Below are 12,931 nucleotides of genomic sequence, written 5' to 3' on the forward strand. Positions count from 1 at the left end.
CTTGAAACGATTTCGCTTTAATTTAGAGCCCGTATTGAATCTCCGCAAGAAGAAGGAAGACGAAAAACTAAAAAGTTTCTCCTTGATCGCGGGCGAGATCAATCAGATCCGCAATTCCATTCAGGAGAACGAGAAACAGATCGAACTCCTCACGGGAGAATCCTATTCTCTCAGCGGAGCGTCCCTGCGCGACTATCAACTGCATCAGGGATACATTCGTTCCCTGATCACACAGAATGAAAACTTGGAATCCGATATCGAAAACCGAAGACCGGAACTGGACGCAAAACGTGAGGAACTCATCTCCGCTCAGAAGGACCGAAAGATCCTCGAGATTCTCAAAGAGAATCAATACAAGGCTTACAAGAAATCATACTTCAAAAAAGAAAAGTTCGAACTTGAAGAACATTATAATCAGCTAAAATCCATCCAATGGAGACAAATGAATGAATCCTCTGAATCTGAACCGGCTCCGAGAGTCTTTACATACGATACGGGATCAAGTCCTGAACCCGCAAACGACGACTCGGGAGCTTCCGAACTTAAAAAGATCTACGACCGATTCAAAAAGTGATTCTCTGTTTCAGAAAATTCTAAACGTGACGGGAGGGAATTCTCCGCAACAGACGGATTCCATACTCAGCCTTCAGAAGAAAATTACCGATTTTCAAGAAAAGGCCGAACGCTTGGAGAACAAAATCCAAACCAACCGGATCGATCTAAAGGTTTAAAATGGCATCGTTAAGCGACAAAGCAAGAGCTACCTATCTCGTTCTTCTCATTTTTTTCTTATTGGGAATCGGTTTTTTCGTTTTTGATTACTTTCAGATCATCAACGCTTCGGAAATTTTTCCGTTTCTCCGCAAGGAACCGGCGCTCGTAAATCAGGACAACGAATCTCCTTCCGAACTTCAAAAACTCGAATTCGCAAAAGCTCAGGAGCGTTTTGCGGAAGAGCTCGACGAACTGGAAAAAAGAAAAACCGAGCTAATGAACGAAAAAGGCCGCCTCGAAGCGGAAATGGAAAAACTCGAGGAAATGCGCAAGGGTCTTATCGCCAAAGAGAAGGAAATGAAATCCTCGGATGCGGAAAAGAACAGCCGTCAAAAACTCGTAAAGGTTCTCGCCGACAAGGTCGGGAACATGCCGCCGGAATCCGCGGTCGGAATGCTCTTAAACTGGCCGGACGGAGATATCATCGACGTTTTTATTCAAATGGACAAGGACGCCGAAGAAGACGGAAGACAGACGATCACGACCTATCTTTTGACCCTCTTCCCTGCGGATCGAAGAGCGATGATCACGAACAAATGGCTGAGCAGATCGGGCGGAATCAAAACACCCGATATTCCCGACGACGCGGTGGAAGCCAACCCTTAATTCGGAGACACTATGAACCTGAAAGTAAATTCAATTTTTATAATATTTTTTGTATGCGTGTTTGCGACGCTTCCGATTTCCGCAAAAAAGAAAACGAATTCCGCTCCTGCGAAAGTGAGCGGTTACGAACTCGTTTCCAATCCGTCCGCGGCTTTCGGAAAAACGATTCATATCTCCGGAACCGTTTCGGAGATATTATACAAGGGAAACTCGATCCGCTTTGTGGTCTATTTTTCCGGAAAACCGGTCGCGTTGGACTCGGACGCTTCCAACCTCATTTCCAACGTTCAGGTGGGAAGCAGCGTATCCGTTTGCGGATTTTATCTCAAAGACCGCGAACTGAAGGTCAACGGAAATCCAACGACGATGCCGTTCATTTTGGTGGATGCCCCTGATTGCAGATAACAGAGCGTAAAAGCTCGATCGATTCCGGCGAACTTTTTAAAGAATAAGACTTTATCGATCGAGCAAAAAAATACGATCCAAGTTCGGGAAAAATTCTTCAACTTTGATCACTTTGATGATTTCCTGTTCAGCGCTTTGGGTTTTCGAAATCTTTCCTATCGATCCCAAATACCCAAACTTTTCCAAGTTCTTCGTTCGGTTCTTCGGATACGAATTTCATTCCGCATTTTTTCAAAACGGAGTTCGACGCGTTTTCCTCCGCTAAAGTGGTTGCCTTTACTTGAAGAACATTCGGTTGTTTGAATGCCAATTCGATCAACTGCTTGGCTGCAAGAGTCGCGTAGCCTTGATTCCAAAATTCGGGCGCGATTTCGTAACCGATTTCCACCGAGCCCGCGGAATCCGGAGCGCCGGTATAACCGCCGTTTCCAATCAAACTTTTGAGGATCGGGTTTATAAAAAAATAACCTCCCCATAAATTCGGTTTTTCCGGCTCATCCTTTTTTGAATCCTGATCGGTAACTAAAAAGGCCTCGGGAAATGTGGGCCAGGATGTCGGAATATTCAAACCTAAATAATCGGCGAGTCGGTCTTTGCCTTCGGAAAGTTTCAATTTATGGATTTTAAGAACGGGGATTAACGTTAGATTCATTTTTTCTCTTAGTTCGTATTCTTATTTTTGTAACTGTTGCAAACGATTCGTTGTAGTTCCTACTATTTATCGGAATACAAAACGCCGCCTTGGAACTCGATCCATCGGGATCGCTCTGCCGGTTTTTCAAAATCTGGGCGGCGGGTCCGCGGGAAGTTTTCGGAAAATTTTCCTTTAGCGGACCAGTGCTTAAAAATCGACGAAAAATCCTGGCTCGGTTTCGTGGGAACTACTACTTCGAATCCGAAAGAATTATATTCTCCAGCTCTGCGAGAGCGCGATCCAAGTCGTCGTTCACGATTTTATAATCGAATTCATTCTGACGTTCCAATTCGCGCTTCCCGTTTTTTATCCGCTTCACGATGCTTTCTTCGGAATCGGTTCCGCGACCGCGCAATCTTCTTTCCCATTCCTCTTCGCTCGGCGGCAAAATAAAAATCGTCACGATCTTACCCGGAAGTTTCTCCTGAATGATCTTTGCACCCTGCACGTCGATATCCATAATCACGGAAGAACCGTTTGCGAACGCCTCTTCGATGAACTTCAAAGGGGTACCGTAGTATTGATCGTGAACCAGAGCCCATTCCAAAAAAGCGGACTCAGCAATTCCCTTTTGAAATTCTTCCTTCGTTAAAAAGAAATACGTTACGCCCTCTTTGTCTCCGGGACGAGGCGCGCGGGTCGTGCAGGAAACCGAGAAGAGGATTTCCGGGTGTCTTTCTCTGAGTCTTTGAATGAGAGTGGACTTTCCTCCTCCGGCAACGGAAGAAAGAACGAAAAGTTTGGGAGAATTCAGTCTAAGTCTTCCTCTTCGGAAGCGATCGAGTTGTCGCTGGATTCGATTCGTTTTGTAAGGGACTCCACTCTCAAATTGGAAAGAATGAGATGATTGCTGTCGGTCACGATGATCGAACGGGTTTTCTTTCCTTGAGTGGCGTCGATCAGGCTGTTATTCGTCTTGGCTTCGTTGCGGATCCGTTTGGCGGACGCCGAATCCGAATGAATGATGCTGACGATCTTAGAAACCAGAACGATATTCCCGAATCCTACGTTCAATACGCTAAACTGGGACATCAGAACCTCCTATTTCTATCCAACCTGAATCTTTCAATGATATCCACCTCGCCGAGTGCGAGATCCAGAACTTCCGAAATTTCTTCATGAGTATATTTTCTTTTTAAAAGGAAAACAACTTTCTCGATTTTTGTGGAATCTTCTCCGATTTCGAGGAGCGCAGCGTCGGCGGAAATGCGTGTGGAATCCGGCTTAGGCGGCTTGTAGCCGTTCACGTTATCCTGGAGAATTCTTCCGAAATCCGCTTCCTTAGACTTGAGATTGTCCTTAAACGAGGATGTTGCGCCTAACGTGTTTTCCGAATCGGCCGCCGGAGCGAACGGATCCTCGTCCAGGGAAATATCCAAAGTGGAATTGCGGGTTCCCGGAAAAAAATCGTTCTCGGAACGTTCTTCTTCTGCGCGAATCGTTTTGATTTCCTGAATTCCGAAAAACCGACGGACCCCTTTTCCGATCGTTTCCAAAACGAGATTGGAGGTGGAACCGCTCGCCGCGGGAACTTCCTTCGTTTCGCGGGACGCAGGCCGGGGAGCTTGGGAAGAAGTTTTATTCCGTTCTTCCGCTTTGTTTTTCGGTTTTTGAATATAAGAATTTTGTAACGTTTGATTGCGAACGGAAGACGCCGTCGGATTTTGCGCGGCCGTCGAAGCGAAGGAAGAAGCATCCGCAGAAAGCGATATCTCGTGTTCTTCTCGGACAAGATCCAAATTTTCCTTGTAGATATGTCCGATTCCTTGCTGAACCGAACCCGCGATGTTTGCGGCGTTCGTATTTTTGAATACGGACTTTTCTTCGTCCTTCGAAGCGATCGTAGAAAACGGATCTTGCCCGGAACGTTGCGTCGGTTCGGGGGAAATCTGAATCCGGCTCAAGATATCGGGAGTCGTAGCTTGTTCGATTCGTTTGACGAGTTCTTCCACCTTGGCCGTCATTTCCTTAAAGGTAAGAATTCTCGATCCGATCAGATCGACTTGGCGCAGCGACTCCGTTTCCAGTTCGTCCACAAAATCCCGGATTTCTTCGTTGATCTTTCCCAGCATATGAGTACGAATTCTTTCCGTCACTTTCGAAGTAATCGTATAATATAAAACCACGGAAATGACCGCGTTGATCGCTAAAACTGCAAATAACTCCATACCTTTTCCCCCGGTATTGTCTCCAACAACATCCCTTTGGAAAAGATTAAGCGAAGAATTCGATTCTACCCCGATTGGCGGGTGCGTTAGACGCCTTTTGACCGCCGGCGGAATACGTCACCAGCTCGGTCCGATCGCCGGAAGCCGGCTTGTATGTTTTTAACCGGTCCTTGATCTCGTCGATTTTTTGATTTCTGACCGAAGCCAATCTTTCCCTGGATTCAGGAGAAAGAGAGAAAACGTCGGTATACAACTCGACCGCGTATTTTCTGGTATCGTTGTATTCTTTGACCACCCGAGCTGTTTCGGAGATCATATGAGGCATGGTGAACGGATTTTCCACCTGTTGCTTCCGGATTATATCCGGAGCTTGACCGTAACCTAAGAATGTGTCGCTGAGCCTCATCCTATGGTTTAATTACCACGGTTTCGTTTTTTTCTCCAGTCTTTTTTATTGTCCGGATCGGGGTCTTCGTAAGGCACCTGGCGGATCATTCCGTTCTCTTCCACGAAAGTCTTGTTCTTGATTTCGTTCCGAGTCTTGTAATCCGAGTTTCGGATCTTGATCGTCACGCCGCCGTAGAGAACCTTTTCGATGCTGATCTTTCCATGAGAAGATTTCTCTTCCATATAATTTTTGAGATTGTTGATTTCGGTTTCGAATTCCTTAATTCGAGAATCCAGTTTTTCGACCGCCTTCTGCATCTTGCCGAGCTGATTCTCGTGTTCTTCCGTAAACGAAGCCGGATCGGATTCTTTTCTTGCCTGAAGCGTCTTCAGACTTTTAAAAACCTGTTCGTGTTTGGACTGACTTTCGTGCATCTTCGCTTCGTAGTCCGCGATCTGCTTGAGAACTTTCGGATCGATCCCCACGACGAGTTCGGTCGCGGGGTTTGCCGGAGAACCGATGCTTCGAGCGCCGATCAGTTCCGAGGCGCGTACGGTCCCGCCCACGATCTGACCGCGTTTCCCGTTGCACAAAATCTTACCGCCCGCGCTCACGAACGAATGGAGAATTCCTTCTTGAACGAGAACGTCTTTTTCCGTGATCACGGTCGCGCTCTGAATGAACTTTGCGATCACGTTTCCGCCGGTGGATTCGATATGCGCTTCTTCCCTTCCCGAAATTCCCTGACGAATGATGATGTCTCCGTCCGCTTCCACTCTCGCTTTTTGAACGGTTCCGTAGATTTCGATATTGCCCGCGGCTTTTACGGAGTAGTTGTCTTCCACGTTACCCGTAATCACGATCGAACCGAGAAAGGTGACGTTCCCCGTTTTGATTCCCACGTCTCCGTTGACCCGATAAACGGTTTCGACCGAAAGTCTTCCCGTTGCGAACACGACTTGACCGTTGACTTCGGCGGTGAGTTTGCTTCTATCCTCGGAAAGAATGGTCCCCTTACCTTGTTTGAGATCCGTATCGGTTCCGTCTTTTGCGGGAAGAAGTTCGTTGAATAACGTACGTCCGTATTTTCCTTTTTCGGCGGGAATCTTTTCTGCGAGCAACTGACCCACGACTACGTTTTCGATCAGATCCAAATCCTTGAAGTCCACTCTTCCCGATTCGTCCTCTCGGAAGGAAACGTTTTTGGAAGTGCGGACGTGATAGATGATCTGCGCGTTTTTCCCGTTGATCGGATAATCCCCTTCCGCCGCGAGAAAGGGTTGGTTGTAAAATTCCTCTTCGAGTTTTCTTTGGATTTCTTCCTCTTTGAATCCGTATTTGACGCCCGCGTTTTTGAGATGATTGACGATGTCTTTTACGTCCATATCCCTTCCTCCCGGTCTCGGAGGAAGAATGGTGACTTTCGCCTTCATCTTATCGGACGTGATGTCGAGTATGAGTTTGGCCTCCATACCCGGTCTCGGTTTTTGATCGGAGATCAGAATCGGTTCGCCCTTTGCCTCTTTGACGATCTTTCGAACAAGTTTGTCGTCTTCTCCATTCACTCCTTTGAGAACGAGTTTTTTGGAAACCTCGTCGATTTCCACGGGACGACCTTCGCCTAACGGAGGAAATACGGTGAGATAAACTCCGTTGCGGAGAATCTGCACGAGACTTCTTCCGTTTTTATCTTTGGGTTGAATGAAATCCTTGAGATCTTTGGATACGAGTTTGCCGGAACCTCCGGTGAGTTTCTGATCGAGTTCGGTGAGTTCGTCGAGAAAGTTGTCTTCGGGAAGAATGGAGACTCGGATATGCCACGGTTCGTGACCGAACAGTTTTTTCTTGCCGCGTTTTAAAACGACGTAGTCGAGTTCGTGGATCTGTTTTTTAAGATGTTTTGCCGCGAGACGAAGAGAATTTTCTAGCGTATCGCCGTAAACTTCGACCTGCTCTTTCTGGATTCGATCCAGTTCCCTGCCTTGATCTTCTAAGAATGGTAAAAGGGAACCCATACATTAGCCCCGTTTGAAAAGATTACTTTCGAGAAATGACGGATTTTACTTTACCGAGTTTGCTTCTCAGTCGGGAAACCGCTCTTGTGTGAAGCTGCGAAATTCTGGATTCGGTCACTTCCAACACTTCTCCGATTTCCTTTAAGGTAAGATCTTCATAATAATACAATACGATTACTTTCTTTTCCTTTTCGGGAAGGGTTTTGATCGCTTCCACGATCACGTTTTTGATTTCCTCTTTTTCGATGATCGTGTCCGGGTTCATGTTCATCGGAGATTCGAGGGTTTCCATAAAGGAAACTTCGTCGTTTTCGTCTCCGAGAAACCAAATGTCGTTTAACGATACGAGGGAAGTTCCGCTGATCTTGGTAAGAAGGGAATTGTACTCTTCCATGGAGATTCCCAATTCTTTCGCGATCGCGTCGTCGTCGACTTGCTGGCCTTCTTTGTTCTCCAGCATACCGATGATTTGTTCGAGTTGTTTTGCTTTTTGACGGATGGATCTCGGAATCCAATCGATCGAGCGAAGTTCGTCGAAGATACTTCCTCGAATCCTTGTCATCGCATAAGTTTTGAATTTGATCAGTCGTTCCGGATCGAATTTTTCGATCGCGTCCAAGAGTCCGAACACTCCGTAGGATACGAGATCGTCAAACTCTACGTTCTGCGGCATTCCGATCGCGATTCTACCCGCGACGTGTTTGACTAACGGAGAATATTTCTCCACAAGATAAGATCGGATGTCTTGGTCTTTGGTATCCCGATAGGATTTCCATAGTTCCGTCTCATCCTGCTGGTTATATTTCTCATATTTTTTGGACATAAGCTCGGATCTGGAAAAACCTTGACCTTCATTCTAAAGTGTCGAGCTTCTCAGAAAATTGCAATAGCATTTTTTAGGGCAAAAACAGGGAAATCAAGCAGTTTTTTGTCTCATTCCCATTCTAAGCCGCCAGCGAAGGAAATTAAAGGGAAGTCGTCATTTTTCCCCCATGTCGTCGCGAGCCAACATCGTTCGGATCGCTTCTGCCATGAGTTTGGGTTCGTTTTTGATCGCTATATTTTCGACCATGATGTGATCCCCGAAGTTTCCGCTTTTCTGACGTTTCGGAGTCGCGGAAGCGAAGACTTCCGTGTTCGAAGCGCTGTCTCCCGAAGAGAAATCAGAATCGCTCGCCTGACTTGTGTAGTCGTGTCCGCCTCCTCCTGCTCCGTCCGCAGCGGAAGAAGCCGGAACGAATTCTCCGCCTAAGTTGGAAAGAAAGTCGAGAAATTCGGGAACTTTCATTTCCAAGAACGCGTGCACTCCGAATCCGAGAACGGCGAACGCGACGACGGAAAGAATCGAGACGAGAAGGATATGTCCGAAAGAATTTCCGGTAAGAAATCCGCACACTGGGCTCACGATCAATGCGATCAGAGCGAAAACTCCGATAAAAACAATCTGAAGGTTCAAAACTTATTCTTCGTCGCTTTTATCCAGCTCTTTGTCGCGGACGTCCATAAAGTTGAAGAACTTTTTGAAGAATCCGCTGATGCCGGCGTCTTCCAACGGCTCCATTTCCTGATTTAAAAGAGAATACGTAATGCGGTTCAGACAAGCGGCCGCCTTGCTTTTCGGAGAATTGATGATGTAAGGCTTTTGTTCGCGGATACTCTTCTCGACTTCCTCGTCCTGAAAGATAAATCCGAGGTTTTCCACCTTCACTTCGAGGAATTGTCCGCTGATGTCGATCACTCGGTCCGCGACCTTCTTTCCTTCGATCGCGCTGCGAACCCGGTTCACGACCATCTTGAGATTCTTATCGCGGCTTTGGGAAACGATTGCCTTAATGAGCCCGTACGAATCGGTGATCGCAGTCGGCTCGGGAGTCGTTATCACGATGACGTCGTCCGCAGGCAATGTGAGGCCGATGACGTTGGAGCTGATTCCCGCACCGGTATCGATGATCATAATATCATAATTGTCTAATTCGGAAAAACCCTTAATCAGGGAATTTCTCTGAGTGTCGTTGAGGTTTGCAAGCTGAGAATAACCCGAGGCTCCCGCGATGATGTCCACGCCTTCCGGGGTTTGGATGATGATGTCCTTGAGACTTTTGTGTCCTTTGACTACGTGATAGAGATTGTATTTGGGAATGATTCCTAGGATGACGTTGACGTTCGCGAGTCCCAAGTCCCCGTCGAACACGAGGACTTTTTGACCCGCGCGGGCCATGGAGATGGCGAGGTTGACGGAGATGGTACTCTTTCCAACTCCTCCCTTCCCGGACGCGATCGCAATGATCTTTGTCGTGGGCTTTCTGGATGACAGAACTTTAAGACTCGTGTTCCCCTCGGTGAGTTTCCGTAAATGAGTCGCCTGGTCCATTCTTTACCTCTTCAAAAGCTTCGGATCAGCCACCGGCTACGGTGAAAACTTCTCCTCTCAGCTCCGCAATTTTCTCCGGAGTCACCACACATTCCGCCATTAGGTTCTTTTCCGCCGGAAGAATGTCGAACGGAACCTCTTGCCCCACGCTGTAGTATGTGAAACTCTTAGAGTATGTATCGGCCAGTTCGAGAAAACCACCTAAAAAATCTGCCTCGTCCAATTTCGTCAGGAGAATTCTTCGGTAGTTCAGAGACTCATAGGCTTTCAATACCGCACTTGTATGATGGTAGGAAGAAGTCGCGGAAAGGACAAGAAGATTTTCCACCGAGTCTTTTTCACCGAAACAGGAAAGGTAAGAATTCATTCGTTCCAACTGTTCCATGTTGCGATGACTGTAACCCGCTGTATCTATGAGAATTAGTTCCGACCCGTCCCGAGCCAGAGTTTCCTTGAATTTTTTTATGTCTTTAACCGGGTAAAACGGCATTCCCATTGTGTCTGCGTATCGTTTGAGCTGTTCGATTGCCGCGATCCGATAGTTGTCTGTCGTATAAAGCGACACCGATCTTCCCATGTGTAGGAAGTACTTCGCGGCGAGTTTGGCGACACTCGTCGTTTTTCCCGACCCGGTAGGACCAACGAGAAAGACCACCTTTCTCTGATTCTTTCCCGTTCCGCGAAACAAGTCCGGGTCGACGCTGACGCGCTCCTTCAGAATCTCGACGGCTCGTTCGGAAACAGCGTGATTGCGTCCTTGATCGATGGGCGAAAGACGCTCTTCGATCTTGGAAAGAAGTTCTTCCACATAACCTTGGCTCATTCCTTCGCGAACCCACTTCTCCCCGAGACGTGTTAAGGGAGAATCCTTTCTGCCTCGAACGGGGGAGGTTTCTCTGCGAGCGGGAGAAGTTTTGTCAAAAAGTTCTTTCTCAAACGACAAGCCGACTCTTTCGGGTTCGGTCGTGATGTCTTCGATCTCCCAGGAATCTTCCGCGACCGCAGTCGCGGCTTCCTTCTCTTCCAAGGTTCTGGAAAGAGGTTTTAAGGTCTGAAGGGTTTTCTTTCTTTCCGGAGCCGCGTAAGACTTTTGTTTTAAAAGATCCTTTAAATCCTGAAGTTTACGTTCTATCTTTTCGCGGGAAGCCTGTTTTTCGGGAATTCCGATCTGGATCTCGATCATCTTCTTTGCAAGAAGACCCGTTCCCATTACACCGCCTTCGGTGACCACGGTTTGAGAAATCACGGTCGCCTCCGATCCGTATTTCATTTTCATTTCCATCAAACAGTCTTGGTAACTTTTACCGCGAATTTTAGCGAATTCCATTTTCAACTCCCTGATCCTGGCCCATAAGCAAGATCGAATATTCTAAATCCTTCATACTTCTTCCCCGACCCCCGCTGCCGCGGCCTGTGTCTGAGGAAGTTTGAGTTCGGCCTCGATCACCGAATCCACGGAAGAATGAATTTCCTCGTAGGCGAGAACGCCGAAGTTTCGAGGAGGAAATTCCTTCGCGAGAAGATACGAGAACGGAAGACGAACCTCTCGGTTTACGACGAAAATCGGAAATTTTCCTTCCGTTCTAAAATTACGATAGAGTTCCGCGACGCTGTCGATCAGCCTTCTGTAAAAATCGGGAGCCAACGACAACACATCCCTGTTCTCGATTCGGTCCTGAGTGATCGACTTGTTGAGTCGGTCGAGAATTCTACTTTCGAGTGTGATTACCCGAAGTTTTCCGTCCATCGAGAGATAATCGCGAACGACGGTTCTCGAAATCGATTGTCTTACAAGTTCGGTGAGAATGTAAGGATTTTGATACTTAGGCAAATTGTTCGCGATCGATTCCAAAATCGGAACGAGATTGCGGATTCCCAAACCTTCGCGTAACAAATTCTGCAATACCTGCTGAATGATCCCCAAGTTGCCGGGTTTGTCCGCGTCGAGTTCTCCGATAAGAGTCGGATAACTCGCCTTGTAGTGATCCAAAAGTTTTTTGACTTCTTCCCTTCCCAGCAAGGTGGACGCATGCGTTGCAAGAAGTTCCTTCAAGTGAGTGACAACGACCGTGGACGCGTCTACAACCGTGTAACCCTTCGCTTCCGCGTCGGACTTGTCCTCCGAAGAAATCCACTTCGCTTTTTGACCGAAAGAAGGTTCGAGGAAATCCTCGCCTTGAATCGGCTCCGCGGTTCCCGGACTTGTGTTGAGCGCCATGAGTTTATCCGGTTTAACGGTCGAAGTTCCCACTTCGGTTCCGTTGATCTTGATCGAATACGTATCCGGATTCAGATCCAGATTGTCCAAAATTCTTACCGGAGGAATGACTACCCCATTGTCTTGAGCGAACTTCTTACGCAGATTGCTGATCTGATCGAGAAGCGCTCCGCCTTGAGAAGCGTCGACCAACGGAATGAGATGATAACCGACTTCGATTTCGATCGGATCGGTTCTAAGTTCCTCGTAGAAGTCTTTCGGTTTGCGATCCTGACCGGATTCTTTTTCCTTTTTCTCGATCGACTCGAGTTGTTCTTTGACCGTCTGTTCGAGAGAATAACCCAAGTAAGCGATTCCCGCGGAAAGAAGAACCAGCGGTATAAACGGAAGGCCCGGAATGAAAGCCGCAAATCCCAAACTTCCCGCAACCACATACAGAACCTTCGAATTGCTGAAAAGCTGGCTTTTGAACTGAGTCGCAAGATCGGACTCCGAACCGGAGCGGGTTACGATGATACCGGTTGCAACCGTCGTTAAGAGCGCGGGAATCTGTGAAACGAGTCCGTCCCCGATCGTGAACTTACCGTAGGTTTCGATCGCTTGGGTGAAGGATTCTCCGCGAATCGAGGCTCCGATGATGACTCCGCCTAACAGGTTGATGGCGGTGATGATGAGTCCCGCTCGTACGTCCCCTTGGACGAACTTACTCGCTCCATCCATGGAACCGTAAAAGTCCACTTCCGCTTCGATCTTCTTTCTTCTTTTTTTGGCTTCTTCTTCGTTGATGTTTCCGGAAGAAAGTTCCATGTCGATCGCCATCTGCTTTCCGGGCAAGGCGTCCAACGTGAATCGGGCCGCGACCTCGGAGATCCGCGTCGCACCTTTGGTGATCACGAGAATCTGCACCAAAACGAGAATGATGAAGATGATAAATCCCACCACGTATTTCGAAAGACCGGATTCGCTTCCGATGATAAACGAACCGAACGCGTCGATGACGTGGCTGTTCATCGCCGGACCTTTGGAAAGAATCTGCCGGGTCGTCGATACGTTGAGCGCGAGCCGATACAAGGTGGTAATCAGCAAAAGGCTCGGAAAGATCGAGAAGTCGGCCGGTTCGTTCACCGAAAGAGAGGTCAAAAGGACGAGAAGTCCTATCGCCAAACTGACTATAATCAAAATATCTAATATGAATCCGGGAAGAGGAATGACGAGCATGGCTACGATCGCCACGGCCCCGATCCCCAGGATCACGTCGGATTGATTCCACCACTTCTTTTCCATAGTTTCCT

General features: G+C 47.6%; 14 protein-coding genes. 3 read left to right on the forward strand and 11 right to left on the reverse strand.

Translation table 11 applies throughout. The annotated features are described in order from the left end of the window. Nucleotide 1: 1 nt before the first annotated feature. From fliJ to LFX25_RS10900, 3 genes are all read left to right on the forward strand, one after another. Nucleotides 2-574, forward strand: a complete 573-nt coding sequence (fliJ, locus tag LFX25_RS10890; RefSeq protein ID WP_238730261.1) for a flagellar export protein FliJ — start codon at nt 2-4, stop codon at nt 572-574. A 158-nt stretch (nt 575-732) separates the two neighbouring features. Further along, nucleotides 733-1,380 carry a periplasmic-type flagellar collar protein FlbB gene (locus tag LFX25_RS10895; protein WP_238730262.1) on the forward strand — a complete coding sequence of 216 codons (648 nt, stop codon included), beginning with the start codon at nt 733-735 and terminating at the stop codon, nt 1,378-1,380. 12 nt (nt 1,381-1,392) lie between these two features. Further along, entirely contained in the window at nt 1,393-1,785 is a 393-nt protein-coding gene (locus LFX25_RS10900; RefSeq protein ID WP_238730263.1) for a transporter, read from the forward strand. Nucleotides 1,786-1,912: 127 nt separating this feature from the next. Here LFX25_RS10900 and LFX25_RS10905 read toward each other — a convergent pair whose 3' ends face one another. From LFX25_RS10905 to flhA, 11 genes are all read right to left on the reverse strand, one after another. Next, on the reverse strand, nt 1,913-2,437 hold the full coding sequence (locus LFX25_RS10905; RefSeq protein WP_238730264.1) for a GNAT family N-acetyltransferase: 525 nt from the start codon (nt 2,435-2,437) through the stop codon (nt 1,913-1,915). A 232-nt stretch (nt 2,438-2,669) separates the two neighbouring features. After that, nucleotides 2,670-3,233, reverse strand: a complete 564-nt coding sequence (locus LFX25_RS10910; protein WP_238731573.1) for a guanylate kinase — start codon at nt 3,231-3,233, stop codon at nt 2,670-2,672. Beyond that, a complete protein-coding gene (locus LFX25_RS10915) occupies nt 3,230-3,511 on the reverse strand; it encodes a DUF370 domain-containing protein (protein ID WP_118955895.1) in 282 nt (93 codons plus the stop codon). The genes LFX25_RS10910 and LFX25_RS10915 overlap by 4 nt, the downstream gene beginning before the upstream one ends. Next, complete coding sequence (locus tag LFX25_RS10920; RefSeq protein ID WP_238730265.1) at nt 3,511-4,647, reverse strand: hypothetical protein; 1,137 nt, start codon at nt 4,645-4,647, stop codon at nt 3,511-3,513. The genes LFX25_RS10915 and LFX25_RS10920 overlap by 1 nt, the downstream gene beginning before the upstream one ends. Nucleotides 4,648-4,693: 46 nt before the next feature. Next, nucleotides 4,694-5,053, reverse strand: coding sequence for a hypothetical protein (locus tag LFX25_RS10925; protein ID WP_238730266.1), 360 nt, complete (start codon nt 5,051-5,053; stop codon nt 4,694-4,696). 8 nt (nt 5,054-5,061) lie between these two features. Then, complete coding sequence (locus LFX25_RS10930; RefSeq protein ID WP_238730267.1) at nt 5,062-7,050, reverse strand: FapA family protein; 1,989 nt, start codon at nt 7,048-7,050, stop codon at nt 5,062-5,064. A 22-nt stretch (nt 7,051-7,072) separates the two neighbouring features. Next, nucleotides 7,073-7,873 carry an RNA polymerase sigma factor WhiG gene (gene whiG, locus LFX25_RS10935; protein WP_010574489.1) on the reverse strand — a complete coding sequence of 267 codons (801 nt, stop codon included), beginning with the start codon at nt 7,871-7,873 and terminating at the stop codon, nt 7,073-7,075. 156 nt (nt 7,874-8,029) lie between these two features. Continuing rightward, nucleotides 8,030-8,506: a hypothetical protein gene (locus LFX25_RS10940; protein ID WP_238730268.1), complete on the reverse strand. Its 477-nt coding sequence runs from the start codon at nt 8,504-8,506 to the stop codon at nt 8,030-8,032. 3 nt (nt 8,507-8,509) lie between these two features. After that, on the reverse strand, nt 8,510-9,421 hold the full coding sequence (locus tag LFX25_RS10945; RefSeq protein WP_100763086.1) for a MinD/ParA family protein: 912 nt from the start codon (nt 9,419-9,421) through the stop codon (nt 8,510-8,512). A 25-nt stretch (nt 9,422-9,446) separates the two neighbouring features. Then, complete coding sequence (flhF, locus tag LFX25_RS10950; RefSeq protein WP_238730269.1) at nt 9,447-10,748, reverse strand: flagellar biosynthesis protein FlhF; 1,302 nt, start codon at nt 10,746-10,748, stop codon at nt 9,447-9,449. Nucleotides 10,749-10,799: 51 nt separating this feature from the next. After that, complete coding sequence (gene flhA / locus LFX25_RS10955) at nt 10,800-12,923, reverse strand: flagellar biosynthesis protein FlhA (RefSeq protein WP_238730270.1); 2,124 nt, start codon at nt 12,921-12,923, stop codon at nt 10,800-10,802. Nucleotides 12,924-12,931 lie beyond the last annotated feature (8 nt).

It is taken from the genome of Leptospira sanjuanensis (assembly GCF_022267325.1).
Lineage (GTDB): Bacteria > Spirochaetota > Leptospiria > Leptospirales > Leptospiraceae > Leptospira > Leptospira sanjuanensis.

Bases quoted from the DNA above. Each gene is read 5' to 3' on its own strand.
- flhF (WP_238730269.1), bottom strand. From the start codon at position 10,748: ATGGAATTCGCTAAAATTCGCGGTAAAAGTTACCAAGACTGTTTGATG.
- LFX25_RS10920 (WP_238730265.1), bottom strand. From the start codon at position 4,647: ATGGAGTTATTTGCAGTTTTAGCGATCAACGCGGTCATTTCCGTGGTT.
- LFX25_RS10945 (WP_100763086.1), bottom strand. From the start codon at position 9,421: ATGGACCAGGCGACTCATTTACGGAAACTCACCGAGGGGAACACGAGT.
- flhA (WP_238730270.1), bottom strand. From the start codon at position 12,923: ATGGAAAAGAAGTGGTGGAATCAATCCGACGTGATCCTGGGGATCGGG.
- LFX25_RS10915 (WP_118955895.1), bottom strand. From the start codon at position 3,511: ATGTCCCAGTTTAGCGTATTGAACGTAGGATTCGGGAATATCGTTCTG.
- LFX25_RS10925 (WP_238730266.1), bottom strand. From the start codon at position 5,053: ATGAGGCTCAGCGACACATTCTTAGGTTACGGTCAAGCTCCGGATATA.
- LFX25_RS10930 (WP_238730267.1), bottom strand. From the start codon at position 7,050: ATGGGTTCCCTTTTACCATTCTTAGAAGATCAAGGCAGGGAACTGGAT.
- whiG (WP_010574489.1), bottom strand. From the start codon at position 7,873: ATGTCCAAAAAATATGAGAAATATAACCAGCAGGATGAGACGGAACTA.
- LFX25_RS10895 (WP_238730262.1), top strand. From the start codon at position 733: ATGGCATCGTTAAGCGACAAAGCAAGAGCTACCTATCTCGTTCTTCTC.
- LFX25_RS10900 (WP_238730263.1), top strand. From the start codon at position 1,393: ATGAACCTGAAAGTAAATTCAATTTTTATAATATTTTTTGTATGCGTG.
- LFX25_RS10905 (WP_238730264.1), bottom strand. From the start codon at position 2,437: ATGAATCTAACGTTAATCCCCGTTCTTAAAATCCATAAATTGAAACTT.